Genomic DNA, 24,951 nt, shown 5'->3' on the forward strand with positions numbered 1-24,951 from the left:
TGGTGTCTCTCTCCCTCAGCCTTTAGCGCGTTCTGCGGCACGAGCCAGAGCTCGCTCCAGCATGACGCCAGCCATTTTCGTGCGATACTCGGCAGGTCCACGGCCATCGGCGGCCGGCATGGTGATGGCTTCGGCTGCTGCGACAGCGCGCTTGACCGTATCTGCATCGAGTGCCGACCCGTTGAGGATCTCACTCGCCTCAGCGGCATAAAGCGGTGTGTCAGCCACATTCGTCAGCGCGACCGAACAGCTTGAAACCGTGTCGCCGGACATGGTGACCAAAACGGCGGCTGCAGCGGTGGCATAGTCGCCAACCTTGCGTTTCAGTTTTTCATAGGCAAAGCCATGCCCTGCTGGCGGGGTCGGAATTTTGACTGCCGTCACCAGCTCTTCAGGAGCAAGTGCCGTGAAGTAGGCCGCCTCGTAGAAGTCACGAGCTGCGACTTCCCGCTCACCATCCGGACCAGCGAGTACGTAGACCGCGTTCAGACATTGCATGAGGCCGGGCATGTCGTTGCCCGGATCGCCGTTGGCAACATTGCCGCCAATTGTGCCCATGTACCTGATTTGAGGGTCTGCGATCATCAGGGACGTTTCGCGAATGATCGGCAGCTTGGCGATCAGCAGATCCGAGTTGACCAATTCGTGCTGGGTGGTCATGGCGCCGATAACGATCGTGTCGCCGACTTCCTGAATACCCTTTAGATCCGCAACGCCGCTCAAATCAATGAGATGTTCAGGCGCTGCCATCCGCAGCTTCATCATGGGGATCAGACTGTGTCCGCCAGCCAGGGGCCGAGCTTCATCGCCGTGGCTGGCGAGAAGCGCAACGGCTTCCGCAACAGACGACGGCCTGTGATAGATAAACTCTCCGGGGATCACGTGCTTCCCTCCCTCATACGCCAAACCGCCAGGCAATGACGATCAGCTGAACCTCTCCAAGGCGGTCACCGCGATCCCAGTTCGCTGGCCTGCGGATCCGCTCGCGTATGCGGATTGAACCAGAGGCGTTACAGCACGAACTGACCTAAATGCGACAACCGACCACAGGGTGCAAAGCAGTGCACCGCAAAAACAACGATGCCTGCACAGACGGAGTGAAAAACGCATGGATTGCGCGGTTTGCGCACGAAATGCGTCAGCTATATTGACGCATTTCATGCCCTCAACTAAAAGCACCACTGATTTTAATCACATATATTTCAGGCACTTAAAATGCCACGTCAAAATTTGGAAACGATAGAGCCCCTGGCACCGGCAGCTTTGAGCTCACCTGCACGAAATGCCGCACTTGGGCATTTCTGATGCAGCGCACATGCACCTTATACGCGCATTGATAGGAATGAAGTCACGAATCCTGACGCTGATCTGCTACTGCGCAGCCGCCGTTGACTGAAGCTCATCGTCCCGCTCACCGCGATCGGCGAGACGGGCCTTTACCCGGCTCCAACGGGAACGGCTGACGGGAACCTGGTGCGGCTCTTCACCCCGCAAGGTCAGCACGCCACTGTCGCCTGCGCGCTTGTAACCATCCACGCGCGTAAGGTTGACGATATGGCTGCGATGAACCCGGCTGAACAGTTTTGGATCCAGAAGCCGCTCAACTTCACTGATCGCCAGCGGACAGAAGAGCGTTCGCGTTCCATCGAACAACCGGGTGTAGTGAGCATCGGCCTGCACAGAGACAACGTCCTGAATACCAACGTGGCATTTCACACCATCACGTTCGACCGGCAGCGTCCTTTTGAAACCGGAGTTCCCTCGTTGACCGGACACGGCCTGCAAACCGGCTGGCGGCCGTTTTGCATCAACGTCTACCGGCGTCGCGCGCGCCTCGTCGGAGGTAGCACCCGGCATCTCCGCATCAACATCATTTGCAGCAAGGTTCTGCGCCGTTTCTTCAAAATCTTCGGCTCTGTTGTGCGACGCGGACACAGCGTCCTGACGTGCAGGCACCAAGGCAAGAAGGAAGAGACCGGAGACCAAGAAGGCGACACAAGCCACCACAATCGCCAACGTGCCGGGCGAAACCGATGGTGACTTGAAGCCAACAGCCGCATCGTGCGGGGTGAGCGTCATGCCCGCCATGGCCGTATAATGCATCGCCGAAATCGCAAGAGCCAGCACGAGAGCAGAAACAACCATCGGTGGCTGCCGACCAACGCCGAAGGAGAGCCAGAGCGCCAGGCCGGCGGCGTTAAAGGCAACGAGAAAACTCGCGACGATATAGACCGGATCGTGGCTCATGTTCGAAGACGCATGCAGGGCATACATGCCCAGATAATGCATGATGCAAATGCCCGCTCCCATCACCAGAGCCGACAGGCCGAGACGAATAGCCGTGAGAGAGCCATGACTGGCTGCGAACACGGCTAAACCAACAACAAGAACACACACCAGAAAGGAAAGCAGTGTCGGCAACACAAGAAAATCGACGGCCACGGGCAGTTGGGCGGCGAGCATGCCGACGAAATGCATCGACCAAATCGCCAGGGCCAATGTCAACGCAGCGCCGGCAAGCAGCAAACGTCGGCGCGGATCAACCGCATCTGTCACCTGAACAGAAAGGCTCAAGCCAACAAAACTTCCTTGAAAAGCCACCACTAGGGACAATGCTACGAGCCAAGGCTCGTGCGAAACGGACATGCAGGCTCTCCTCCCTCATGTGGTCGTTCAAGCGTCTTGCCAACCAAATCGAAGTTTAGACTATTGCAGTCGCGCCACCAAGCAATGAGACCTAAACAAATTTTCAGATCAAAGAATAACAGTGTTTCATCACGCTGTTCAAAATTAAATTTCGCCTGAAAAACAAAGGGGCATTTCAAGTGATACTCGTAGAAAACGGCGAAAATCTCCGCGCGGGAAAAGAAATTGGCAGGACCTCACAACCGAAACTTCGCGTAAAAGCTGTTGGCTGATTTCAAGGACAAAGTTGCAGTCCCTTTGCCGCCCTTGTCCCTCCGGCTTTTGACAAGGTATCTCTTGTCTCTCAACCATCCATCTGGAGGAAATTGCGATGGCTCTTGCAGGAAAAACCGTTCTCGTCACCGGTGCAAGCTCGGGAATCGGACGGCAAACAGCCAAGGCGTTTCTGAAAGCTGGGGCGAGCGTCATCCTCACCGGGCGGCGCCTGGAGCGTCTTCAGGCAGCTGCCGATGAATGCGGGGGCGATGCGTTCTGCGTGCCCTGCGACGTTGCGAACGACGAGCAAATCGGGGACCTCTTCAAGGCGATCAAGGATCGATTCGGCCGACTGGACGTCTGCTTCAACAACGCGGGAAACAATGTCGCAGCGAAGACCATCGACGAGATCACGGTGGCGGAATGGCGGACCGTGCTGGACGTTAATCTGCATGGCGCATTTCTCATCGCACGCGGGGCCTTCGAGATCATGCGTCACCAGTCCCCGCAGGGCGGACGCATCATCAACAACGGTTCGATCTCCGCGCATGTACCGCGACCCGGCTCGGCTCCCTACACTGCAACGAAACATGCCATCACCGGACTGACCAAGAGCCTATCCCTGGACGGACGGCCGTTCGACATTGCATGCGGCCAGATAGATATTGGCAATGCAGCGTCTGAGATGACCGCCAACTTCTCGCAAGGCCTGCCACAGGCGAATGGCAGCGTCATGCCCGAACCGGTCATGGATGTGTCCCATATCGCCGACGCGGTGCTCCATATGGCGGATCTCCCTCTGTCGGCCAATGTGCAGTTCATGACCATCATGGCGACGAAAATGCCGCTCATTGGACGCGGCTGAGCCTCAGCCTTTCTTTCCGACCACCATCTCCCGCTTGCCGGCGAAACCCTTGCATTTGTCGATGGCGAAACCGGCAGCCTGAAGATTGCGGCGAACCCAACCGGCGGAGGTGTAGGTCGCGAGCGTGCCGTCAGCGGCAGTGAGTTTGAAAGCCGCTTTAAGCAAGTCCTCGCCCCAAAGCTCCGGGTTTTTCGATGGGCTGAACCCGTCGAAAAACCAGGCATCGATTTCAGGCATGGCGACCTTTTCGCTCACAAGGTCATCAACCATCACACGCGCATCACCGACTGCCAAAAGCAACTCGGCATCTTTAAAAGCGCAGCGACACCAACCGGGTTCCGGAGCCCATGTCTGCAGGAGCTCTTGTGTTTCGTCTTCCAGATCCGGAAATGCACCAAGCGCGCGTTCCAACTGGTCTTTGGACAGTGGAAGCAGTTCGAACGACAGAAATGTCAGCTTTGGAGCCGTGCCAACGCGACGCAGCGCCTGAAGCGTGGTGAGAAAGTTAAGCCCCGTTCCAAAGCCGAACTCTGCGATTGCAAAAGTCTCACGCCCATGCCAGCGCTCCGGAAGGCCATTCCCGCCAAGAAAAACGTGGCGTGTCTCTTCCAGTCCTCCCGCGCGAGAGAAATAGGTATCCTGAAAGGCTGACGCCCTTGGCACATCCCCCTCAAGCCATTCAAGGTCAGGTGCTGAATGCAACGCCGATCCAGCGTCAGGCGGCTTTGGTGTCGTTCTACTCATCAGGCAGCGTCCGGTAGCTCTTGAGTTCTTCCGCCCGTCCTTTTATGCGGGCAGCTCCAGCGGATAAAGTCCGTTGCCTGTCTGTCCACCGTCCCCAGCTTGCTGGGCGAAAGGCCTGCCATGTCCACGACCCTGCCCAAACGCCATGACCTTGCCGTGGTCGGCGGAGGTATATTCGGGCTCTCGATCGCCTACGAAGCTCTTCGCTATGGCATGAGCGTTGTCGTGCTGGAAGCAGATCACGTTGGAGCCGGTGCGAGCGGCGGACTTCTCGGAGCACTCATGCCGCATATGCCGGCGCGCTGGAACCCCAAAAAGGAATTTCAGTTCCAGGCACTCTCCAGCCTCGAAGCACACACGCGCATGCTGGAGGATGAGACAGGCCTTGGCACTGGCTACAAGCGCTGCGGTCGGATCCTTCCCCTGACCACTCAGGATAGACTTGACCATCACATTGAGCGCGCAGAGGAAGCGCTGGACCGCTGGCACCCCCAAAGCACCGGCTTCACCTATGAAGTCGAACATGTAGGCAGTCGATCTGATTGGCTGTGCGCTGATGCTGCGCCTTTCGGAATTGTCTATGAGACCCTTGCGGCCCGGATCTCGCCAAGGGCTTACCTGGGGGTGCTTGCCTCTTATGTTCGGGACCATGGCCTGCTGCTCGAGGACACGGCTTTCGAGGGCTACGATCAAACCTCTGGCGCATTGCTCACAACAACCAAGGGACAACAGCTTGCGGCCGACAGGTTGGTTCTGGCGAGCGGCCCTGCCTGTTTCGAGCAGATAGCAGCCTTCACCGGCGAGATGATCGGGCGTGGTGAAAAGGGCCAAGCGCTCCTTCTGGAAGGTGCGGGTCTCGAAGAGAACCCGGCCATCTATTGCGACGGCCTCTATGTGGTGCCCCATGATGATGGAACAATCGCGGTCGGCAGTACATCGGACCGGGACTTTGCGACTTCGGCCGTTGACCCTGCACGCACTGATGAGCTGATACGACGCGCCACAGCGTTCTGCCCAGCCCTCAAGGGGCGCAAGCTTTTAACGGTTTGGGCAGGCATTCGCCCTCGCTGCAACAAGCGCGACGCCTTGGTCGGGCGATTGCCCAACAGTTCACGGGTCTTTGCAGCCACGGGCGGTTTCAAGATTTCGTTCGGCATCGCCCATCTGATCGCAAAATGCCTCGTCGTAGATCTTATGGGACAAGAAGCCGAGATTTCGCTCCCGCCGAGCTACTTGCCTGAGCATCATTTTTCGGACATCGGCCAAGACCGTTCGCCCTGACGAAGGCCGTTCCTGAATTGCTGGATCAAAATAGATAAGGCGCCCGATGGGCGCCTTGCACAAACTCGTGACTGAAGCTGGTATCAGCCCATCACCAAGCTTGCCATGAAAAACAGAAGATAGCCGGTCAACGCCATTGAGCCCCAGAACAGAACATTCTTGACGACCAGGAAAGCAGGCGCGGGTAGCGATTTCCGTCTGGTTTCGCCGATGTGTGCAGCCGTGAGTGCCATGGCCAGGAAACTCCGAAGTACGGGTGTTATCTGTTTCGTCACCCTAGCCAGGCCAAGTTTAACAGCGCGTAAAACAGGTTGGTTAATCTCTTGTAAATTTTCAAAATCAAATACCACCTAAAAATGGCGTACCGCTTTTGCCCCCTTCGTCCTTGTTCACTTCCACCATGGTATTACTCTCTTCTGCTCAAGTGCAATCAAGGAAGCTTCAGATGAGCCTCAACAGTGTCCGCGACCACCTTGCCGAGGCTGCGCCGGAGCTTCGCGTTCTCGAGACAGACGCCAGCAGCGCCACGGTTGAGCTCGCGGCTGCAGCCCATGGTGTTGAGCCGGCGCAGATCGCAAAGACACTGTCCTTTCGGTTGAAGGACGAGGTTTTTCTCGTCGTTACGCGCGGCGATGCGCGACTGGACAACAAGAAGGCCAAGGCCGCATTTGGCGGTAAGGTCAAAATGCTTGGCCGTGAAGAGGTCGAGGAGATAACGGGTCACCCTGTCGGCGGTGTCTGCCCCTTTGGTCTCGCCAATTCTTTGAAAGTCTACCTGGACGAGAGCCTCAGGGCCTTTGACGAGGTCATACCGGCGGCAGGTGCAACCAATGCAGCTGTCCGCGTCTCCCCCCTCCGCATGGCGGAGATTACGTCAGGTGCCTGGGTCGATGTTTGTCAGGACCCTGCCAACTGAGAACTGCCGGCGTGCCAGCAAATCATATGTCAGCAGATGCGGCGATTGGGCGCTTTTGAACTCGTTGCAGGAAAACTTGAGCCTGCTAGGATAGTTTTCATCAACAAACGACGAGGCCTCAAATGCTTGGCATGTCCCGCCGGGAGTTTCTCCTTGGCAGCGCAGGAACCCTGTCGGCGTTCGCCGGCGGCAGTCTGATTGCGAACCAGGCGAACGCTGCGGATCTCACGCTCCCGATCAAAACGCTGAGCCACAGCCTTCTGCCCGATACCGTCACGGACAACATGATGGGTTTCGGGACAGACGGGCCGCCACCTGTGCTTCGGCTCAAACAAGGCGAAGCTTTCACCATCGATGTCGTCAATGAGCTGGATGATGCGTCCATCGTGCATTGGCACGGCCTGCGCATCGACAACCGCATGGATGGTGTCCCCTATCTGACCCAACAACCGATTGAGCCAGGCGAGCAGTTTCGCTACACGCTCAAAGCACCGGACGCGGGTACTTTCTGGTACCATCCCCATTGCAACACGCTGGAACAAATGGCCAGGGGCCTGACCGGCGTCATGGTTGTCGAAGAGGCAGAAGATCCCGGCTTCGACCAGGATCTGCCGCTGAACATTCGTGACTTTCGCCTGGCGGGTGACGGACAATTTACGAGCTTCTTCAAGCCGCGCAATGCCGCAAGAGGCGGTACGCTCGGCACCGTGTCGACAGTAAACTGGCAGAGCGAACCGATCTATGACATGCCTGCCGGCAGCCTCACACGACTGCGGCTCGCCGTCACTGACCTCACGCGGGTTGGCACTTATGATCTCAGCAAGGCTGAGGCGGTCGTCATCGCACTTGATTCCAATCCGCTTTCGAACCCGATTGCACCGGAAGGCATCGTGCTGTCGCCAGGTCAAAGGGCGGACATCGCCCTGCGTGTTCCCGAGACCGAGGGCGAGATCGTCACCTTGACACGGCGCTCAGCCAAGGGCCCGAAGGTCATCGCCCATTTTCGCGCAATTGGAACCAGCTCGGGCAGAAGCCTTTCAGAACTCCGCCCCCTCGCGCCCAACCCCGTGCCAGAAGCAGATCTCGCGAATGCAGAAGTGCTTGACTTCGTTTTCGGCTGGTCACCGGAAGGTACTGCACCCCAACCCGGCATTTGTGGCAGCCTCGGATACACATTCTGGTCGATCAACCGTGTCGCCTGGGAGGGTGATACGCCAAATCCGATCGAGCCGCTTGCGCTCATGCGGCTTGGAAAGTCCTATATCCTGCGGTTCCGCAACGAGACGCCCAACGCCCACCCGATCCACCTGCACGGTCTGTCCTTCAAGCTGCTGCGATCGAACAAGCGGTCCTTGCCGCCGCTGGTGACCGATACAGCTCTGCTCCTGGCCGAAGAAACCATGGAAGTCTCTCTTGTGGCCGACAACCCAGGCAACTGGGCATTCCATTGCCACGTGATCGAACATCAGAAGACAGGTCTCACAGGCTACGTCCGCGTTGATGCCTAAAAACTCGACGCAGACCCAGGCAATCTAAAAAATGCCAGGCGTTGATACATTTTATTGCGACTGATCCTCTGGTCTCTCGGCGCAAGGCCATTATAACCTTATGTCAGGATCATCGGGGTTTTGGCCATGATTAGGCAAATATCGACTTTTTTCGCAATCAGTCTGCTATCGCTTTCGCCGCTCGGAACACACGCGCAGGAATTGACAATCGCGGATGCGCACATTCACTACAGTCACGACGCCTGGGACATTTTCCCGCCTGAGAAGGCTGTTGAAATTCTCAGGAACGCCAACATCCGAAAGGCTTTTGTTTCAAGCTCCAGCGACGATGGCACTCAGATGCTATACCAGGAAGCGCCTGACCTGATTGTGCCGGTCCTGCGCCCCTATCGGCGTCGCGGCGAGACCCGCAGCTGGCTGCATGATCCTACTGTCCTCGATCACGTCCGCAGCCGTCTGGAAGTCAATGAATACGCCGGCATCGGTGAGTTTCATGCCTACGGCGAGGACATCAACGGCGACGTGATGCAAGGCATCATCGCTCTGGCACGGCAGTATGATCTCTTCCTTCACGCCCATTCAGACGCTGAAGCCGTCCACCTGATTTTCAAGCATTTTCCGGGAGCTCGCGTTCTTTGGGCTCACTCGGGGTTTGACAGCCCGGATGAGATCCGCGCTGTTCTGGAGCAGTATGACAACCTCTGGGCGGACCTTGCATTCAGATCCGATCACGCGTCAGGCAGTGCGGTAGACGACGACTGGCAAAAACTCTTTGAAGATTTCCCGGACCGCTTCATGCTTGGAACAGACACCTACACGCCCGAACGCTGGCCCTATATCGCTGCCCACGCCGACTGGAGCCGGGAATGGCTTGCGACACTGCCATCGGAGCTTGCGGCAAACATCGGCCACCGCAATGCGGAGGCACTCCTGACGGCGTCGAACAGCCAATGACAGGAAATATCACCAGCGCAATCTGCTTTGTCGCGACGACGATTTGCCTTGCAAGCGCACCGGCCCTGGCCGATTGCGGAGATGCGTCGGGTTTTTTGATCAAGGGTGACACCGCTGTCTTGCACCTCACCCCGCCCCCCGCCGCTCTCAAGGTCGGTGAACCCTTTGCGCTGGCCCTTGAGATCTGCGATGCCCCCACTGGCATGGAGGTTATCAGGCTGGACGCCCGCATGCCGGCCCACGGACATGGAATGAACTATGTGCCGGAACTCTCTCATATGGACGATGGACGATATCTCGCTGAGGGGATGCTCTTGCATATGCCCGGGGAATGGGAGTTTGTCGTCGATGTCCGCAGCCCTGATCAAAGCGAGCGACTGACTGCGGCGGTTGACCTGAAGCCATGATCTGCCGGGCAGCACCCATTGCCCTATTGATCTGCATTGCGAGCTTGCCCTTTTTCGAAGGGATAACGGCCCACGCCAATGATCGTTTCACCGCCGAGGAACGATCGATGATACGCGCGCATGGCCCCTGGCCACTCAAGCCGTCCCCCGACCCTTCCAATCGCTTTTCCGGCAATCAAACCGCGATTGCATTCGGCAAGGAGCTGTTTGAGGACCCTCGACTTTCGCGCGACGGAAACCTCTCCTGCGCAAGCTGTCACGTGCCCGAGCTAGGCTTCACCGATGGTCTGAAGAGAAGTACCGGTATAGGCGAAGTCGATCGGAATGCCCCGGCAATCGCCAATCTGACAAGTTTGCGCTGGTTTGGATGGGATGGGCGGTCCGACACACTTTGGGGCCAAAGCATACACCCCATTCTCAACGATCTGGAGATGGCGGCAACGGCCGCTGACATCGCGGCTCAAATGGCTGATCAGGAAGATCTGGCTGCGCGCTATGAGCAGACGACCAAGATCAACCCAGCTGATGAGCCATCAGAGACCATTCTCGTCAACACCGGCAAGATCCTGGCGGCCTATCAAGAGACCCTGCGCACCCCTCGCACGCGGTTTGATGACTATCGTGATGCACTCATCTCAGGTGACATAGTCGGTCTTGCGGCCTACCCGGACGCGGCCAAACGCGGCCTGAAGATCTTCACCGGCAAGGGCAAGTGCAGCATCTGCCATTTCGGGCCGTTGTTCACAAATGGCGAGTTCCACAGCATCGGCATCAAGCACTTTGCGGAAGCTGGCCGGGTCGACACCGGGCGGTACGGAGGCCTTAAAGCCTTTCGCACCAGCAAATTCAACCGTCTCGGGCCCAATAGCGACGAAGATCAGGCGCGCGCAGCAAAGGCGCCCAGCGCTTACGTTGCCTTCCTTCACAGCAATTGGGGCGCCTATCGCGTACCCTCCTTGCGCAATGTTGCCGCGACAGCTCCCTACATGCATGACGGCAGCCTGGCGACGCTTGAGGATGTTGTCGACCATTACTCCGACATGAACATGGACCGTCTCCACTCGGACGGAGAAACCCTTCTGAGGCCGCTCGATTTGTCGGCGCGAGAACGTGCGGACCTCGTTGCGTTTCTGCACACACTGACCGCCGCGCCTGTCGCTCACGCCGCCGGCGATTAGTCCGCGCTGTCGGTCAACAATCTTGTTCGAGAAAACGTGAAGAGAAATCCCTGCCGCTGACATTACTTCGGCCCGCAAGAGCTCTATACTTACACCGTGGTGTTTCCATTCGCGCCCCCGCCGCTCTCGGTTCATTTGGCATCGGGCAAAGCGTCATGTTATTCGAAGGAGAAACAGGCATGAAAGCCCCAGCCTACAACCGTCGTTCCTTTCTGATCGGCGCGGGTCTCTGCAGCGCCTCCCTCATCCGCCCTCCTTTCAGCCTCGTTTCCGCAGCCAATGCGGCAACCGGTTTGGCTCCGACGGCATCCATGCGCGGTGGCAGCAACAATTACCGTCCGAACGCACCGCTGGTCGAAAATCTAGGCAAGGGTTTCTGGGTCTCCGGAACAGTCAGAAATGCCGGCAACGGCGAGCCGCTTTCAGATGTTCGCATTCAGATCTGGGCAGCAACCGAGCGCGGCGGCGAACGTGAACCGAGCAACCATGGCAGCGTTTTGACGGCCCCCGATGGCACCTTCCGGCTTGAGATGTCGCAGATCCTGCCCAATTTCGGCCAGCCCCATGCGCATCTCGCCTATGATGACGGCGCCTTCAAAACCGTTTTTCTGCGCCCGGTGATGGGCAGCAGGAGCGATACCAGCGTCGAGGCTCATTTCGTCCTTGCATCAACCTGACGCCGTGCGCCAACGCATTCTGCCAAACAACAAGCGCTCCCTCATCCGCAGCCTTGTCGTCGGGCTGATCTGGGCCACAATTGCAGGCCTTGCGCTGTGGCCAATACTGATCGCGGCAACGAGCCCATACCTCGTTGGCCGCAGCGCGATCTACATCGCAGCAGGACTTGCCGGCGCTCTGTCTCTGGCGCTTCTCTTCATCCAACCCCTGCTGGCTGCGGGTTTTCTTCCTGGCCTGATGGGTCCACGTGGTCGCCGGTGGCATCGTGTCGCCGGGTTTCTGATTGCGGCAGCCGTGGCGGTTCACGTTGGCGGGCTTTACATCACCAGTCCACCGGACGCACTTGATGCCCTGCTTCTGATTTCGCCAACCCCGTTTTCCATTTATGGTGTGGCCGCCATGTGGATCCTCATCCTGACGGTCGCGCTGGTGGCGTTTCGCAAGTACCTCCACATTGCTCCATTGACCTGGCGCATCATCCACAACGTGCTGGCCGCGAGCGTGGTGGTGACCAGTGTCGCCCATGCGTTTCTGATCGAGGGCACGATGGGAACTGTATCGAAGACCATTCTCTGCGGCTGCGCAGTGCTCACCACAGCTGCCGTGACCCTTTACCTTCGAGTGTTCAAACCACTCCGCATGCACAGAATTTCGACCCCGAAATCCCGTAGCGCGCCCTGACCCTCACTCAAAGTCGCGACCACCTCGATTTGAGGCCTGTCTTTGCAGTGAAAAATCTCAAGCCTGTTTTCTGGGCAGGCCCAGATCATTCAAACAACGTTTGAAGTTTTCCATCAATCAGTCTAGATCCATGATGGGAATCGGGAGGGGAAATGGACTCGGAAACAACGGCACAGCGCATTCTTCGGAACGCAGAACATCTTATGGCATCAAATGGGATTGCGTCGACTTCGGTCCGACAAATTACGGACGCCTCGGAAGCCAATGTCGCTTCAGTAAACTACTACTTCGGCAGCAAGTCAGAGCTCCTGCTGGAATTGTTGAAAGACCGGTTCTCACAATTAGATGCTGAGCTACTGGCAAGAGTAAATACCGTCGAGAAGAATTCTGCGGGAACACGTCCCAAGGTGCGGGATCTGACAGCAGCCTACTTTGACGCTCTTGCCCATCTGGGTTTCAATTCGGAAACCGGGAAGCTGGATCCTTTCATCCTTCTCATTCAACGGGCCGCTGCTGAACAGGAAGAAGTTCTCGATAAAGCACAGGATTTCAACGCCCCTGGCCTATCAAAATTGATGTCTTTATTGGCTGACAGCATTCCAGAGCACCAAGGCCGGGAAATTGAAATCAAAACACTTCTGCGCCTAATGTTTACGACATCGGTTGCCGCAATGCCGACGATGGGCGCAGCGCGCAAAAACGACATGCAGTTTTCAGCTGTTCGGGACTTCCTGTTTGCAGGCGTCGAGGCCTACCTGATGCGGATAGAAGATAAATCCTGAGTTTAATTCTCTTGTAAAATCAGCCCAATTTTGGCATCACCAGATGACTTCAATGTCAGGCTTTTGCAAAGCCGCAATTCAAAACGAACGCTCAGCCAAGCAATAGACATAGCCAGGCGTCCAGATATGGAGACGACAATGCGCGCACTTCGTTGGGCTGCAGTTACCTTGGTGTGTGGGCTTGGGAGTCAAATCGCGCTCGCAGATACCTTGTCGATCGAGACTGCAAGAGGAAATATCGACGTCTCGCGCGATCCCCAAAAGGTGGTTGTCTTCGACATTTCGGCTCTGGACACACTGAACGCTCTCGGGGTTCCAGTCGCAGGTACACCCGAGCAGGTTTTTGTAGACTACCTGAAGCCAGTGGCTGAAGACGCCGAGAAAGTAGGATCGCTCTTCGAACCGGATTTTGAGGCCATAAATGCGCTGCAGCCTGATCTGATTGTTGCAGGCGGCCGATCATCCAAACAAGTCGAAGCTCTTTCGGAATTCGCACCGACCGTTGACATGACGATTTGGGGCGATGGTCTTTTGACGCAAGCGATTGCGCGCCTTCACGCCTATGGCTCGCTGTTTGGCAAGGAAGACGCTGCTCAAAAGTTGGAAGATGATCTGAATAGCGCCGTCAATGCGTTGAAAAAGCAGGGTGCCGGTGCCGGAAAAGCTCTCATCGTTCTAACAAACGGGCCAAAGATCAGTATCTACGGCAAAGGTTCTCGCTTCGGTTGGCTCCATACAGAACTCGGAATTGAGCCAGCGGTCGAAGATGTTGACTCTTCGACCCACGGTGAGGCGGTTTCCTTCGAGTTCATTCGAGATGCCAACCCGGACTGGCTGATTGTGATTGATCGTGCTGCCGCGATTGGTCAAGACGCGGCGTTGGCCGCCGAAACGCTCAACAATAAACTGGTTGCTGAAACCACGGCCTGGAAGTCCGGACAGGTTATCTTTCTTGACGCAAGCAAGGTTTATATCGCAGCAGGTGGCTATCAATCGTTGATGGGTACCTTGACCGAAATTTCGGCGGCATTCCAGAAAGCCGACTAGGCGGACACCCATTCCTTGCGCCCTCACCCTGCTCCCTTGCACCGGACATCGGCACTCTGGCCGATCGTCCTGTCGGTTCTCCTTACCGGGCTGATCGTCGGGAGCCTTGTGACCGGAGCAGCGAATGTGTCAGCTCTCGATCTCTTTCGCCGCGGCGAAAGTGGCGACATCTTGCTTGTCAGCAGATTGCCCAGGACACTGGCGACCATCCTTACTGGCGCGTCTCTCGCCGTTGCCGGCGTCATCATGCAAACGCTTGTCCGCAACCGTTTTGTGGAACCGGCAACGACCGGGACCGGCCAATGCGCATCGCTTGGGCTTCTGGCAACGTTGATTCTGGTTCCTGGCGCTCCCCTCCTCGCCAAGATGGCGATTTCCAGTGCTGCAGCATTTGCGGGAACAGCAATCTTCCTGGTATTGGTGCGCAGACTTCCCCCGACCCAACCTCTCCTCGTTCCCCTGACTGGCATCGTCTACGGCGGAATAGTCGGATCTATCTCGATTTTCATAGCCTATGAAAATGACTTGCTTCAAAACATCTCTGTCTGGATGAATGGCGAGTTTTCCGGGGTTCTCCAAGGCCGCTATGAATTACTATGGGCGTCCGGAGCGGCTGCCCTGGCTGCCTATTTCTATGCAGACCAATTCACGGTCGCAGGGTTCGGGAAAGATACCGCGCATGGTCTCGGGCTTAGCTACCGCTCCGTGATGATCGCTGGCCTGGGCATCGTCGCCCTGATTACATCCTTTACGATTCTCACGGTTGGCATGCTGCCCTTTGTCGGGCTTGTCGTGCCGAATATCATCAGTCGGTTCCGGGGAGACAATACGAAGGAAACCTTGCCACTTGTGGCCATTCTAGGGGGCATTCTTGTGCTCGCGAGCGATCTCATTGGCCGCTTGATACGCTATCCCTACGAGATTCCTGCGGGAACGATCTTTGGCGTCCTCGGCACAGTCGTTTTTCTCTGGCTGTTGTTTGCAAGGCCAACGCGCCGTGGTTAGAACCTTCTGTATTCTTGGCTTGTGCACTGTCCTCTCAATCACTGCTTTCATGGTCCTTGGCGCCCGCGGAAATTGGGATTTCATCCTGGTTTTCAGAGGCACGAAGCTGCTGGCTCTCGTCATTGTCGCCACAGCGATCGCGGTTGCCACCATCCTCTTCCAGACGTTAACGAGCAACAGGATCCTTACCCCATCGATCATGGGTTTTGATGCACTCTACGTTCTGTTTCAGACCGCGCTGATTTTTACCCTTGGCGGCTTTGGATTTTCGTCTCTCGCTCCGGAGTTAAAGTTCGCCCTGGAACTCTGCCTGTTGTCCGCAGCATCCCTCATGCTGTTCGGAAGCCTGATTGGCCAAGGTATGCATGACCTGTTTCGCATGTTGCTGGTTGGCGTTGTGTTCGGGGTCCTTTTTCAAAGCCTTACGGTGCTCTTGCAGCGCATGATCGACCCGAATGAGTTTTCGGTGCTTCAGGGATCTTTATTCGCCAGTTTCAACAAAGTGGACACCACTCTTATCGCTCTCGCAACACCGTTGGTTCTCGCGTGCTGCGCTTTGGCCTGGCACAAGCGCAACGTCTGGGACGTTATGGCTCTGGGGCGTGAACAGGCCATCAGTCTTGGCCTGAACTACAAACGCGAGCTGTTGATTGGGCTCGCCTTGGTCACAGCGTTGATCGCCACATCAACGGCGCTGGTCGGGCCAGTAGCTTTCTTCGGCCTTTTGGTCAGCGCAATCAGCTATGAAGTCACGAAAACTCATCATCATGGCCCGATTTTCCTGTCGTCCATCCTGATTTCCATCATCGTTCTCGTCGGCGGTCAGGCCATTTTCGAACGCGCACTCGGGTTGGGTGCGACCTTGAGTATTGTCGTCGAATTCCTGGGTGGATTGGTGTTCCTGTTTTTGATCCTGAGGAGGGTTCGAGTTTGATCGGAATCGAAAATGTCACCTTCCATCATGGCAAGTCTCCAATCTTGAAGGACGTATCTCTCACAATCAAAAAAGGTGGCATCACCGCTCTGATTGGTCCAAACGGCGCAGGCAAATCAACACTGTTTGCACTGATGTCGAGGTTGCTCCCCCTTCAGTCTGGCAAGATCTCTTTCGATGCGATGGACATCCGTCAGACAGCTTCAAGGGAACTTGCGAAAAAGCTGGCGATCTTGCGGCAGGACACCCATGTGGCGTCGAGAATTACCGTGCAGGACATGGTCGGGTTTGGGAGGTTCCCACATCATCAGGGTCGTGCGACACGCGTGGACCACGACAAGGTTAGTGCCGCACTGGAGGTGTTCGACCTCACAGCCATTGCAGAGCGCTTCATCGACGAATTGTCCGGCGGACAGCGCCAACGCGTACTTGTGGCGATGGCCTATGCCCAGGACACGGAATATCTTCTTCTGGACGAACCTCTCAACAATCTGGACATGCATTTTGCCCGCAATCTGATGCATCAGTTGCGCGATCTTGCTGACAACCACGGCAAGACCGTCGTCGTCGTGCTGCATGAGATCAACTACGCAGCAGCGCATGCAGACACAATCATCGCCTTGAAAAACGGTAAGGTCGCCTCGCACTCAAAAACCGATGAGTTCATGACCGAGGAAACCCTTTCCAGGATCTATGACATGCGGGTCAAAGTCAGGACCGTCGACGGTCTGAAAGTGGCATTACACCACGTCTGAGATAAAAAAAGCAGCACCGGCTAGACCGATGCTGCTGTCTTTTTCTTAAGCAGCTGATTTGATCGGCCCCTTCTTGAGGCCGATCTCATCGCGAGATTGAAGACAATCAATACCGCAGTTTCGCCATCAGACGGAATGAACGGCCCGGTTCATACAGAGGCGTGATCGAGTCGTATTCCGCACCATAGGTTGCGCGATCGGAGTATGTCTGGTCGAAGATGTTGTTCGCCTCGAGCCTTAGAGACAGGAACTCAAACTGCTCAGGCTTGTATTCCGCATAGGCATTGACAACCGTGTAGGGATCGATCGTCCCATACCCCGAGGAGACAAAGCCATCGTACGCCAAAGCAGCATCAAGTGTGGCTCCGAGGGTAAGGTCGTACTCATTAAACGTATGAGCTATTTCGCCTGAGATGATCTGGCCAACCGGGGCGCCTATGTTGATCAAGTAGTAGGATTGAAACGCAGTATCCGCAAGGCTGAGGCGTGTATCCGCGTAAGACAGTTTTAGAAAGCCATTGCCCCAGTTATAACCGCCCGAGAGCTTGTAGCCCCAGCTGCTGAAGTCAATGTTGCTGGCGCCATCGCGATAATCGAAGAACCGAGTGTTGAACACATCAGCACCAGCAAACAAGCCCATGTTTTCATATTTCACGCCGGCGGTCACGTTGTCTGAACGAACTGGTTCCAGATTCGAATAATCCCAAGTCCGCCAATATTCAAAAGTCTCCTCGAGATCGATACCACCAAATACGTTGGAGTAACCGGCATTTACAGACAAACCTTTGAAGACTTCGACTTCAGCTGAAGCGTTACCACTTAAGCCAAAATTGTCGAGGTTGGTTCCATCCTTACCCTCGAAATGGTTACCGTCAGCTCGGCCACCGAACGAAACCTTTAGACGGTCAATCGGGGTCAAACGGGCCTGCGCGAAGCCGCCGACATTTGAGCCTTTTTCGGTGTAAGCTGAGCTTGTGTCAATGTAGTCCGAGGTTTGAGAAAGGAAATCGACGCCGGTTGTGACTGTGTTTCCTTCGCTGATTTCGAAGACATTCTCCGCCTTGGCAGTCCAGGTGCCACCGGTGGATTCACTGCTGTAAGGCTCGGGAATCTTGAAGCTGTTCTCGCTGTAGCCAACGACGACCTTTGGATTCCAGAGGCCTTCAATCTCTTCCTTGCCAAAGTTGAAGGAAAAATTGCGCCGCGTGGTATCGTAAACGCGTGTGGAAGACGTTCCGTTCAATCCACCAATATTGGCGCGGTACGGACGAAGCGCATCATCGACGATTTGCTGCGCGCTAAGCTCAAACCGATAGCCCGTACCGGTTTCATAAGCGCCTTTCGCTAAAAGGCTGGAGAAATCAGCAGCAGTGCCTGGGACCGCCCATCCATCGCCATTCTCATAGTCGTCGCCATTTGCAAACTTGGCGAAACCGAGCAACTCAAAACCCTCATAGCGCCCATAAGCTGCAGCGCTCTCGGTGAATGTGTTGCCGTTGGTCTCATAGCTCAGAGTCGCAAATGCGCCAAAGTTCCGATCATTGATCAGAAGATCCTGGACATCGACTGTCTCATAGGCAATAGAGCCGCCGAGAGCACCGAAACCAGCATCCGCAGGCGCTACGCCCGGATCAACGCGAACCGCTTTCAGGAGCGCTGGGTCAATGTAGTTCGTGCTCGTGTGATGAAAGATCCGGTTTCCCTGTTGGACGCCGTCGACCGAGACCGCCAGGTTGTTTTCGTCGATACCGTTTACAAACACTTTCTGAGCGGTCGGAATGCCGCCACCGACTGAAATCGAAGCGTTCCCCGCAAACAGGTCGCGCAGGGTCTGGGGATCCGTTCGCTGGATTTCCTCAATCGCGATGTAGATTGACTGCGCCCGGTCCGCACTGCCTTGATGCTTGTCAAACCGGTCGGCCGCATTTGGCGACACTCGAATAGTGTCCAGGGTCACTTCGCCGCTGGCCGTGGAGGTATCTGATGCATCCTGTGCATTTACGCCCCCGACAAGAAGCGCTGATTGTAAGACAGTGCCGGCAAGCAGCAGCGAAAGACGCACGCGATCAAGCATGGCCAATTCCTTTGTTTTTGAATTTTCAAGATCAGCTGAATTCGGCAGAACACCCGAACATGGCTCGAACCGCCCCCAGTTGCACGGCACAGTCAGGCTTATACATGAGTAAAATTCTCATGTAAAACACTGTTTGAAATAATGTTTGCATGCATCAAAAACACGAAAATCAAGCTAAAAATGGTGAATTGCTCGGATTTAAATAACTAATTCAATACCCTAACGCCTATCCACGAAGCTCGGCCAGGTCATGGGCGTCATTCTTGCAAGGCAACTGTCTCGTCGAAATAGGGTGTTCACTGGAAATGCCAGCTGCACCTCCCCCGCATCCTGGCTCCGCAGACGCCGGAGATATGTTCTCCTGCGAGCCGCGCATGCGTCATGCCCCCGCGTCCTGACAGAAACGGGCACTGGGCAAAACGGAGGAAAATTCAGAGGCTTCACTCAGACCTGCCTGGCTCAGCTCGGATCAGCTCCAGGGCAGAGCAGTTTGCCAAGAGCACAACCTATAAAAGGCACGCAGCGTCTCTTCGACTGCGCACCTTTTCCGCTAGAAACTGACCCAATTAATCCGGCGTTTTTACGCTGTCACACGCCATTCAAGCTTGAGCTTTTCTCGCCAGGCAAACCGCTCAATGTGACTGTCGATGACCCCCTTCATCCGGGCCATGTTCTGATCTTCATCCGCCTCGCAACGGATCGTGAGGCTCGCGTCGGTGGCCACCATCTAGCAGAAGCCGAAGGGAAATGACACCTCGCCCTTGCTGGCATCCCAATCCGCGGGAACCTTGTGCGCAAAGTGCTTGCAAAGCTGCTGGAGGTATTTTGAGGCTGAGGCGGTATGCGCTGTCGATGTGACGACTATCATTGCCCTGGCTATCCATTTTTTATTGAAAAAGTGAGCCGGGAAACCCCGGCTCACGCGAAATCAGATCTGCAGACCTAAAATTTGGCGGTAGCCGTCAAAAAGAAGCTCCGTCCTGGCGAGTTGACCGGCGTCACACGACTGGTCGTGCTGTAGCTGCCTCGACTGTAATAGGTCTCATCAAACAGATTGTTGACTTCGCCGCGAAGCGTAAAGTCCGTTTCACCGAACTTCGGCGCCCATTGAGCGAAGATGTTTACAACCTCATACCCCGGAATGGGGTTGTCGTATCCGTTGTCCTCAAGAGCCTGATTGGAATACTCAAACGCTATTTCCGCATTGGCTCCAAGCGTCAAATTCCAGTCCTGGAACGTGTATCCCGCACCAAGCGACAGCATGTCTCCTACCGGAACGCCGTTGTTGGAGTCTCCAAACAGCGGAATGCGATCTCCATACTCGACGTCTGTGTGGGTGTAAGCCGCGGAAACGTAAGCGTTCTGCCAGTTGTAGCGGGCAGAGATGTCGAACCCCTTGGAAATCAAATCATCGCCGTTGACCCGCTCTGCCGTCGTATATCCCGAACCATATTCATACGTGGTCGTATCGAACATCTTCGTATAAAAAAGATCGGCGCCGACAACGAGCCCCTTGTACTCGTAGGATAGTCCAACTTTCGCGTTATGCGCTGTCGTCGGGTTCAAATCGTCTGCATAGGTATAATCAATGGAGTGGAACAGAGCTGTTTCAGCTTGCTCGATGCCTCCAAATACATACGCATAGCCACCTGTAAGTGTCAGGCCATCGATGATCTCATAGCCGAGGTTAATGTTGGGCGAGAGACCGAAATTGTCGAAAGTCTGGTCGTCTACCGAATGGTAGCTCTGGAAATCGGCTCGCAGCCCGGCCGAGACATCCAGCTTCTCGATCGGGGTTAGACGCGTCTGCACATATGCGCCCACATTGGTAATGTCTTCAGACGCATCTGTCGAGAAATGGAACCGTTCGATATCAGCCTGGTCATGGTAGAAGTCGACACCGGCCGTCACCGTCCCAAGACCGAAATGAAACCGGTTCTGCAGATGGCCGCCGATCGATTGCAGGTCGGAGTTGAAATCCCCGCTTGCCCGCGTGTAACCGGAATTGTTGGGACGGTTGAGTTTGTTCTGATTGTAATAAAGCAGCACCTCTGGGTCGAAGTTACCGCTCGCCCCCTCCAGGGTGTACTTGAAGGTCGCCGTCAGGCGCTCGTAAAGGTTCTCGTTGAAGTCCGTACCAACGGCCCCCATGTTGGTACGCAGGCGCCGATAGCCGTCATCCCTGTAGTATTCGCCGGACGCTTCAAACCTGTGTCCTTCAGTGCTCTGATAAGCCAACTTGCCAAGGCCGTTCCAGAGGTCGGCAGCCGTACCCAGCTCGGTGAACCCGTCACCGTCATCATAGTCCTGGCCCTCAGCCCGGGTGATGGTTCCCAGATATTCAAACCCCTGGGAAACGCCGTAAGCAGCAGTTGTTCCGGTCAGCGTCATCGAATTGGTATCATAGCCGAACGAAACCAATCCACCCAGCGTCTGGCCTTCCTTGAGAAGATCCACTGCATCGACGGTTTCAAAAACGACGCTGCCCCCGAGCGCGCCAGGTCCGCCATCAGCTGGCGCCACACCGTCATTTATGCCAACAGATTTCAGGAATAACGGGTTGATGCCCAGGGTTCCATTATGATGCCAGACATTGTTTTTCTGCCGGGCTCCATCGACGATTACATTGAGTTTGGATTCGTCAATGCCGTGCACATAGAGTTTTTGAGACGCCGAACTGCCACCTGCGGTCGCCACTGATGGCGTGCCCTGGAAGAGCTGCTTCAGGTCAACCGGCTGCGATTGTTCTATGTCATCGCGGCTGATATTGCTGCTGGTTTCAAGGGACTTGAATTCTTCAGAGCTGTCATCTTTGACGACAATGGTCTCCAGCTCCTGGACATCCTGAGCGGCGGCTACTGCCGAAAGGGCAAGACCACTGACGGATGCCAAGACGGCCGCTTGCCTTACGATTCTACACTTCATTTTTCAAACCCCAACCAGCGTCAAGTCTGCCCCGGCGGCTTAGGCCTTTTATGCAAGACATAAACTTGACTAAAAACATCATGTATTTGATAAAGGCAGCGTCACAATCAAACAATTCCGAAGGCGTTTGCGTGTCACTCAAACTCTTTTGCGAAACTGAATTTCTGGCAAAAGCGCTTTTTCCATTCTGACCTAATGGGAAACGTCAGTGATTCAGCGAAGGTGCCCCGCCCCTCGGCTTGCCCAGTTCTGGACACTTGAAACTCATGTTCGTTCCGCTTGATCGTCATAAACGCTACGTCACAAAAGAAGACCTTCTGGATCAACCTGACGCTCAACACATGCGCTGGGTCGGCCCCTCGCTTGAGACAAGCGATGAAGTCCTCCGCGGAGCAATCGGGTTTATGGACGTCGAGGAAGGGCTATCGGTTCATTATTCGAACGCTGAAGACCTGCACGACCTCAAAATAGAGACAGAGTGCGGCCCCAGATTAAGTGCCTCCGTCTTTCTGGAGGGTCAGGTCGACGCCTTTGTCGGCGACTTCAAAATTCCAATGCCGTCCTATGACAATGACGCTCGTCATTGGTCACCGATCGCAACCGTGTTCTCGCAAAATCGCATTGAAAAATTTGTAAGGCATGCGCGCAAAGGTGTCCGCCTGAAGAAGGTGACCATTTCCATCTCCCACGAATGGCTCTTCGCCCACCTGGACCGGTCAGATCCCAGATTCCATATTTTCAAGGATTTCGCTGAAACACATGTTTCGAGTTTGAGCTGGGTTCCCAGCACTCATGCAATTGGCCTGGCCGAGCAAATCATCGCCGCTCCGAACAGATCGCCTTTTCAACACCGTCTTTATATTACCGCACGGGTCTACGGGCTGCTGGATGATGCCTTTCAGCACTTCTCGGAGTGCCATGTCGATCCGCCTGTCAAAGCGATAGATGGACAGGACCGTCATCGATTGTCGGACATCGAGACATTTCTTGACGATCAGCGCGGCAATTGCGCCACGGTCGAAGAACTCGCCCGGCACATCGGCATGAGCCAGAATTCATTGCAGCGACTGATTTCGCGCGCATATGGACTGTCGGCCTCCCGGTTCATTCGGAAATTCGGTCTGGCGAAAGCAAGGACAGCTCTGGAACGAGACGGGCTTACGATCGCCGAGGCAGCGCATATTGCCGGCTACTCCTCGCCCGCCAATTTCTCGACAGCATTCAAAAGAGAATTTGGCCTGACACCAAAACAGATCGTTTGACAGCGACCTGACCAAAAGCTTCAGAGCCGCGAGCCTGTGATATCGGGCGTTTCAAGATGATCTGCGTTTTGTGGAGATTGCGGCCGAGGACAGCACCTTCACCAACACGGCTCAGCGACGAGCGCGATCTCATCAGCTTGCGGAGGCAAGATCCCGTGCCGCGAACCCCATGCGACAAAATCGCAACTGCACAGAACAACAGGAAAGTTAGATGACTGCCGACCCTGACGGTTCTTACAGGCAGAATGAGGCGTACAAGCCTCTGACATTTCTAGCGATTATCAGGAAAACGAAGAACGCATATGAGGGTATTCCGGAAAATGGCTGTGCATTTAATTTCTGGCGAGCTGGTCTCGGCCTTTTGCGCGCTGAAAATCATGATGTCAGGTGAGGAACGCCCCTTCCTCAATATCAAGTTAGGTATTTTAATCAACAACTTGAACGGTATTGAGCATTTTTACGGGTATGAAATGCGATTGGGATGAGCGACCAAGGCCATCTGACTGACGTGATTCAGCGCGATAACCTGGTCCAAATCGTACCGTTAGATGGGAGACGATTGTCGTTATACGGGACTGGCTTGTCGTTACGCGGGTTCGGATTGCCATTATGTGGGATCGTCCGCCGTTTAACCGGTCGCGAACTGCCCGGACCCGATAACGCTATGTCTTTGCGCAAATAGGTTTTGGCGTGACCTGGTGTTGTTGGATGGTATTTTGCGGTTACGTGATCTGAGTTTTGAGTGATCTGTCAGACACTTGGTCGTGCGCGATGTAAGTGGCTGAGCGCCCGCGCGCGTAGGCTTAATCTGGCCCCTATTCCATACACCACGTAGTACACACGCGGGTTAGAATACGACCCTTAATAGGACAAGCTGGCGTCTTGCCCACTTTTGAGTGCATCCTATTTAGGCCTGCATATTTTTTACTCAGTCTTTGGATTGACAATTTTGATCGGGTTGAGGATGATTTGATAAATTAGTGGCCTTAGGTGCCATGCGGCAATTTCGCCCCGATCTTTCGCAAGCCGTTTCCGGCTGCGGGTCGGGGTTTTTTTATGCCTCGCCGCCGCTGCATAGCTGCGAGGCGCAACCAGCGAGTTGAGAGTATGACAGGAAGCGAAATTCCCGTCGGGGTGCTGTTTTCAAGCACTGGCTCCTATTCCGTCATAGGACGCGAAGGCCATGATGGCGCGATGACGGCCATCGCCGAGGTCAATGACTCTAATCTGTTCGACTTCACCTTAAAGGCTATTACAGCTGACCCGGCGTGCCGGGCCGAAAACTACGCCCTGCTTGCCAACCGGATGATGGCGAAAGACAATTGCGGCCATATCATCGGATGCCAGACGTCGTGGAGCCGCAAGGAACTCTTGCCGGTTCTGGAAAGGCATCAGGGCTTGCTATGGTATTCAGTTCCATACGAAGGGTTCGAGAGCCACGACCGCGTCATCTATTCTGGCGCATGCCCAAACCAGAACGTCGTTCCACTCTTCAAACATATTCTACCTCAATTCGGCAAACGCGCCTTTCTGACTGGTTCGAACTACATTTGGGGTTGGGAGATGAACCGCATTGCGCGGGAACTTCTGGCTGCTGAAGACGGCGCTGTAATGGGAGAGCGCTATGTCGCTCTAGGCGATGTCGATATCGGCCATCTCATCTCAGAGATTATTGAAACGCGCCCCGACTTTATATTCAACAATCTCATCGGTGACAGTAGCTACGCGTTTCTGCGCGCACTGCGGGATCTCAGTGAACGCGACGCCGCGTTCCGACCCAACGTCATGCCCGTACTGAGCTGTAATCTGACTGAAGCCGAACTGCCTATCATCGGCGCCGCGGCTGAAGGCGTGATCTCAACCAGCTCCTATTTTGAGACAGCAAGGTATCCAAAGAACATAGATTTCGTTCGCTGAACCGCCCCGGGTTTGCCGGAGGCTCCAACTCCTGAGTAGGATGGAGCACCATGAGCAAAACGACGAACAAGTTTTCCGCTGAAGTACGTGAACGAGCAGTCCGCCTTGTTCTGGATAATGAGAGCCAGCACGGGTCA

At 55.4% G+C, this 24,951-nt stretch carries 23 protein-coding genes and 1 pseudogene; 17 read left to right on the forward strand and 7 right to left on the reverse strand.

Going from position 1 to position 24,951, the window contains the following annotated elements; all coding sequences use genetic code 11:
* Window positions 1–15 precede the first annotated feature (15 nt).
* Both ABJZ52_RS15105 and ABJZ52_RS15110 read right to left on the reverse strand, forming a co-directional pair.
* Window positions 16–882: a xanthine dehydrogenase family protein subunit M gene (locus ABJZ52_RS15105; protein ID WP_348187705.1), complete on the reverse strand. Its 867-nt coding sequence runs from the start codon at window positions 880–882 to the stop codon at window positions 16–18.
* Window positions 883–1,371: 489 nt separating this feature from the next.
* Window positions 1,372–2,646 carry an MHYT domain-containing protein gene (locus ABJZ52_RS15110; protein ID WP_348187707.1) on the reverse strand — a complete coding sequence of 425 codons (1,275 nt, stop codon included), beginning with the start codon at window positions 2,644–2,646 and terminating at the stop codon, window positions 1,372–1,374.
* 370 nt (window positions 2,647–3,016) lie between these two features.
* Between ABJZ52_RS15110 and ABJZ52_RS15115 the strand changes: the two genes are divergently transcribed.
* On the forward strand, window positions 3,017–3,766 hold the full coding sequence (locus ABJZ52_RS15115; RefSeq protein ID WP_348187710.1) for an SDR family oxidoreductase: 750 nt from the start codon (window positions 3,017–3,019) through the stop codon (window positions 3,764–3,766).
* A 3-nt stretch (window positions 3,767–3,769) separates the two neighbouring features.
* Here the strand turns inward: ABJZ52_RS15115 and mnmD are convergent, their stop codons facing one another.
* Window positions 3,770–4,510: a tRNA (5-methylaminomethyl-2-thiouridine)(34)-methyltransferase MnmD gene (gene mnmD, locus ABJZ52_RS15120; RefSeq protein ID WP_348187712.1), complete on the reverse strand. Its 741-nt coding sequence runs from the start codon at window positions 4,508–4,510 to the stop codon at window positions 3,770–3,772.
* Between the two features lie 120 nt (window positions 4,511–4,630).
* On the opposite strand from mnmD, the gene ABJZ52_RS15125 reads away from it, so the two are divergent.
* The gene (locus ABJZ52_RS15125) at window positions 4,631–5,791 is read left to right on the forward strand and encodes an FAD-binding oxidoreductase (RefSeq protein WP_348187715.1); all 1,161 of its coding nucleotides are present in this window, start codon (window positions 4,631–4,633) and stop codon (window positions 5,789–5,791) included.
* 83 nt (window positions 5,792–5,874) lie between these two features.
* Here the strand turns inward: ABJZ52_RS15125 and ABJZ52_RS15130 are convergent, their stop codons facing one another.
* On the reverse strand, window positions 5,875–6,024 hold the full coding sequence (locus tag ABJZ52_RS15130; RefSeq protein WP_348187717.1) for a hypothetical protein: 150 nt from the start codon (window positions 6,022–6,024) through the stop codon (window positions 5,875–5,877).
* 212 nt (window positions 6,025–6,236) lie between these two features.
* Between ABJZ52_RS15130 and ABJZ52_RS15135 the strand changes: the two genes are divergently transcribed.
* The 12 genes from ABJZ52_RS15135 (at window position 6,237) to ABJZ52_RS15190 (ending at window position 16,636) form a co-directional block, all read left to right on the forward strand.
* Complete coding sequence (locus ABJZ52_RS15135) at window positions 6,237–6,707, forward strand: YbaK/EbsC family protein (RefSeq protein WP_348187720.1); 471 nt, start codon at window positions 6,237–6,239, stop codon at window positions 6,705–6,707.
* A gap of 122 nt (window positions 6,708–6,829) precedes the next feature.
* Window positions 6,830–8,215 (forward strand): multicopper oxidase family protein, encoded by a 1,386-nt coding sequence (locus ABJZ52_RS15140; RefSeq protein WP_348187722.1) that lies wholly within the window; start codon window positions 6,830–6,832, stop codon window positions 8,213–8,215.
* A 126-nt stretch (window positions 8,216–8,341) separates the two neighbouring features.
* A complete protein-coding gene (locus tag ABJZ52_RS15145; protein WP_348187725.1) occupies window positions 8,342–9,169 on the forward strand; it encodes an amidohydrolase family protein in 828 nt (275 codons plus the stop codon).
* Window positions 9,166–9,576: a hypothetical protein gene (locus ABJZ52_RS15150; RefSeq protein ID WP_348187728.1), complete on the forward strand. Its 411-nt coding sequence runs from the start codon at window positions 9,166–9,168 to the stop codon at window positions 9,574–9,576. The genes ABJZ52_RS15145 and ABJZ52_RS15150 overlap by 4 nt, the downstream gene beginning before the upstream one ends.
* Window positions 9,577–9,683: 107 nt before the next feature.
* The gene (locus ABJZ52_RS15155) at window positions 9,684–10,754 is read left to right on the forward strand and encodes a cytochrome c peroxidase (protein ID WP_348187731.1); all 1,071 of its coding nucleotides are present in this window, start codon (window positions 9,684–9,686) and stop codon (window positions 10,752–10,754) included.
* A gap of 179 nt (window positions 10,755–10,933) precedes the next feature.
* A complete protein-coding gene (locus ABJZ52_RS15160; RefSeq protein ID WP_348187734.1) occupies window positions 10,934–11,431 on the forward strand; it encodes a twin-arginine translocation pathway signal in 498 nt (165 codons plus the stop codon).
* Complete coding sequence (locus ABJZ52_RS15165) at window positions 11,418–12,113, forward strand: ferric reductase-like transmembrane domain-containing protein (RefSeq protein ID WP_348187735.1); 696 nt, start codon at window positions 11,418–11,420, stop codon at window positions 12,111–12,113. The genes ABJZ52_RS15160 and ABJZ52_RS15165 overlap by 14 nt, the downstream gene beginning before the upstream one ends.
* Window positions 12,114–12,265: 152 nt before the next feature.
* Window positions 12,266–12,895, forward strand: a complete 630-nt coding sequence (locus tag ABJZ52_RS15170) for a TetR family transcriptional regulator (RefSeq protein ID WP_348184432.1) — start codon at window positions 12,266–12,268, stop codon at window positions 12,893–12,895.
* Window positions 12,896–13,033: 138 nt separating this feature from the next.
* Complete coding sequence (locus ABJZ52_RS15175) at window positions 13,034–13,942, forward strand: siderophore ABC transporter substrate-binding protein (RefSeq protein WP_348187738.1); 909 nt, start codon at window positions 13,034–13,036, stop codon at window positions 13,940–13,942.
* Between the two features lie 15 nt (window positions 13,943–13,957).
* On the forward strand, window positions 13,958–14,947 hold the full coding sequence (locus ABJZ52_RS15180) for an iron chelate uptake ABC transporter family permease subunit (protein WP_348184435.1): 990 nt from the start codon (window positions 13,958–13,960) through the stop codon (window positions 14,945–14,947).
* Window positions 14,940–15,881, forward strand: a complete 942-nt coding sequence (locus tag ABJZ52_RS15185) for an iron chelate uptake ABC transporter family permease subunit (protein WP_348184437.1) — start codon at window positions 14,940–14,942, stop codon at window positions 15,879–15,881. The genes ABJZ52_RS15180 and ABJZ52_RS15185 overlap by 8 nt, the downstream gene beginning before the upstream one ends.
* On the forward strand, window positions 15,878–16,636 hold the full coding sequence (locus ABJZ52_RS15190) for an ATP-binding cassette domain-containing protein (RefSeq protein WP_348187741.1): 759 nt from the start codon (window positions 15,878–15,880) through the stop codon (window positions 16,634–16,636). Before ABJZ52_RS15185 ends, ABJZ52_RS15190 begins: the two co-directional genes overlap by 4 nt.
* A 106-nt stretch (window positions 16,637–16,742) precedes the next feature.
* Here ABJZ52_RS15190 and ABJZ52_RS15195 read toward each other — a convergent pair whose 3' ends face one another.
* The 3 genes and pseudogenes from ABJZ52_RS15195 to ABJZ52_RS15205 all read right to left on the reverse strand — a co-directional run bounded on the left by ABJZ52_RS15195 (window position 16,743) and on the right by ABJZ52_RS15205 (window position 21,635).
* Window positions 16,743–18,710 (reverse strand): TonB-dependent receptor, encoded by a 1,968-nt coding sequence (locus tag ABJZ52_RS15195; RefSeq protein ID WP_348187743.1) that lies wholly within the window; start codon window positions 18,708–18,710, stop codon window positions 16,743–16,745.
* 580 nt (window positions 18,711–19,290) lie between these two features.
* Window positions 19,291–19,578, reverse strand: a pseudogene (locus tag ABJZ52_RS15200) (DUF2218 domain-containing protein).
* A gap of 74 nt (window positions 19,579–19,652) precedes the next feature.
* On the reverse strand, window positions 19,653–21,635 hold the full coding sequence (locus tag ABJZ52_RS15205; RefSeq protein WP_348398843.1) for a TonB-dependent receptor: 1,983 nt from the start codon (window positions 21,633–21,635) through the stop codon (window positions 19,653–19,655).
* Window positions 21,636–21,901: 266 nt separating this feature from the next.
* Here ABJZ52_RS15205 and ABJZ52_RS15210 point away from each other — a divergent pair, with 266 nt between their 5' ends.
* From ABJZ52_RS15210 to ABJZ52_RS15220, 3 genes are all read left to right on the forward strand, one after another.
* Window positions 21,902–22,897 (forward strand): AraC family transcriptional regulator, encoded by a 996-nt coding sequence (locus tag ABJZ52_RS15210; RefSeq protein WP_348187747.1) that lies wholly within the window; start codon window positions 21,902–21,904, stop codon window positions 22,895–22,897.
* A 320-nt stretch (window positions 22,898–23,217) separates the two neighbouring features.
* Window positions 23,218–23,382, forward strand: a complete 165-nt coding sequence (locus ABJZ52_RS15215) for a hypothetical protein (protein WP_348187750.1) — start codon at window positions 23,218–23,220, stop codon at window positions 23,380–23,382.
* Between the two features lie 622 nt (window positions 23,383–24,004).
* A complete protein-coding gene (locus ABJZ52_RS15220) occupies window positions 24,005–24,814 on the forward strand; it encodes a transporter substrate-binding protein (protein WP_348187752.1) in 810 nt (269 codons plus the stop codon).
* Window positions 24,815–24,951 lie beyond the last annotated feature (137 nt).

The organism is Roseibium sp., from assembly GCF_039982295.1.
Classification (GTDB): domain Bacteria; phylum Pseudomonadota; class Alphaproteobacteria; order Rhizobiales; family Stappiaceae; genus Roseibium.

Bases quoted from the DNA above. Each gene is read 5' to 3' on its own strand.
- ABJZ52_RS15175 (WP_348187738.1), top strand. From the start codon at position 13,034: ATGCGCGCACTTCGTTGGGCTGCAGTTACCTTGGTGTGTGGGCTTGGG.
- ABJZ52_RS15170 (WP_348184432.1), top strand. From the start codon at position 12,266: ATGGACTCGGAAACAACGGCACAGCGCATTCTTCGGAACGCAGAACAT.
- ABJZ52_RS15130 (WP_348187717.1), bottom strand. From the start codon at position 6,024: ATGGCACTCACGGCTGCACACATCGGCGAAACCAGACGGAAATCGCTA.
- ABJZ52_RS15215 (WP_348187750.1), top strand. From the start codon at position 23,218: ATGGCTGTGCATTTAATTTCTGGCGAGCTGGTCTCGGCCTTTTGCGCG.
- ABJZ52_RS15125 (WP_348187715.1), top strand. From the start codon at position 4,631: ATGTCCACGACCCTGCCCAAACGCCATGACCTTGCCGTGGTCGGCGGA.
- ABJZ52_RS15220 (WP_348187752.1), top strand. From the start codon at position 24,005: ATGACAGGAAGCGAAATTCCCGTCGGGGTGCTGTTTTCAAGCACTGGC.
- ABJZ52_RS15110 (WP_348187707.1), bottom strand. From the start codon at position 2,646: ATGTCCGTTTCGCACGAGCCTTGGCTCGTAGCATTGTCCCTAGTGGTG.
- ABJZ52_RS15155 (WP_348187731.1), top strand. From the start codon at position 9,684: ATGATACGCGCGCATGGCCCCTGGCCACTCAAGCCGTCCCCCGACCCT.
- ABJZ52_RS15140 (WP_348187722.1), top strand. From the start codon at position 6,830: ATGCTTGGCATGTCCCGCCGGGAGTTTCTCCTTGGCAGCGCAGGAACC.
- ABJZ52_RS15195 (WP_348187743.1), bottom strand. From the start codon at position 18,710: ATGCTTGATCGCGTGCGTCTTTCGCTGCTGCTTGCCGGCACTGTCTTA.
- mnmD (WP_348187712.1), bottom strand. From the start codon at position 4,510: ATGAGTAGAACGACACCAAAGCCGCCTGACGCTGGATCGGCGTTGCAT.
- ABJZ52_RS15145 (WP_348187725.1), top strand. From the start codon at position 8,342: ATGATTAGGCAAATATCGACTTTTTTCGCAATCAGTCTGCTATCGCTT.
- ABJZ52_RS15135 (WP_348187720.1), top strand. From the start codon at position 6,237: ATGAGCCTCAACAGTGTCCGCGACCACCTTGCCGAGGCTGCGCCGGAG.
- ABJZ52_RS15210 (WP_348187747.1), top strand. From the start codon at position 21,902: ATGTTCGTTCCGCTTGATCGTCATAAACGCTACGTCACAAAAGAAGAC.
- ABJZ52_RS15160 (WP_348187734.1), top strand. From the start codon at position 10,934: ATGAAAGCCCCAGCCTACAACCGTCGTTCCTTTCTGATCGGCGCGGGT.
- ABJZ52_RS15150 (WP_348187728.1), top strand. From the start codon at position 9,166: ATGACAGGAAATATCACCAGCGCAATCTGCTTTGTCGCGACGACGATT.
- ABJZ52_RS15205 (WP_348398843.1), bottom strand. From the start codon at position 21,635: ATGAAGTGTAGAATCGTAAGGCAAGCGGCCGTCTTGGCATCCGTCAGT.
- ABJZ52_RS15115 (WP_348187710.1), top strand. From the start codon at position 3,017: ATGGCTCTTGCAGGAAAAACCGTTCTCGTCACCGGTGCAAGCTCGGGA.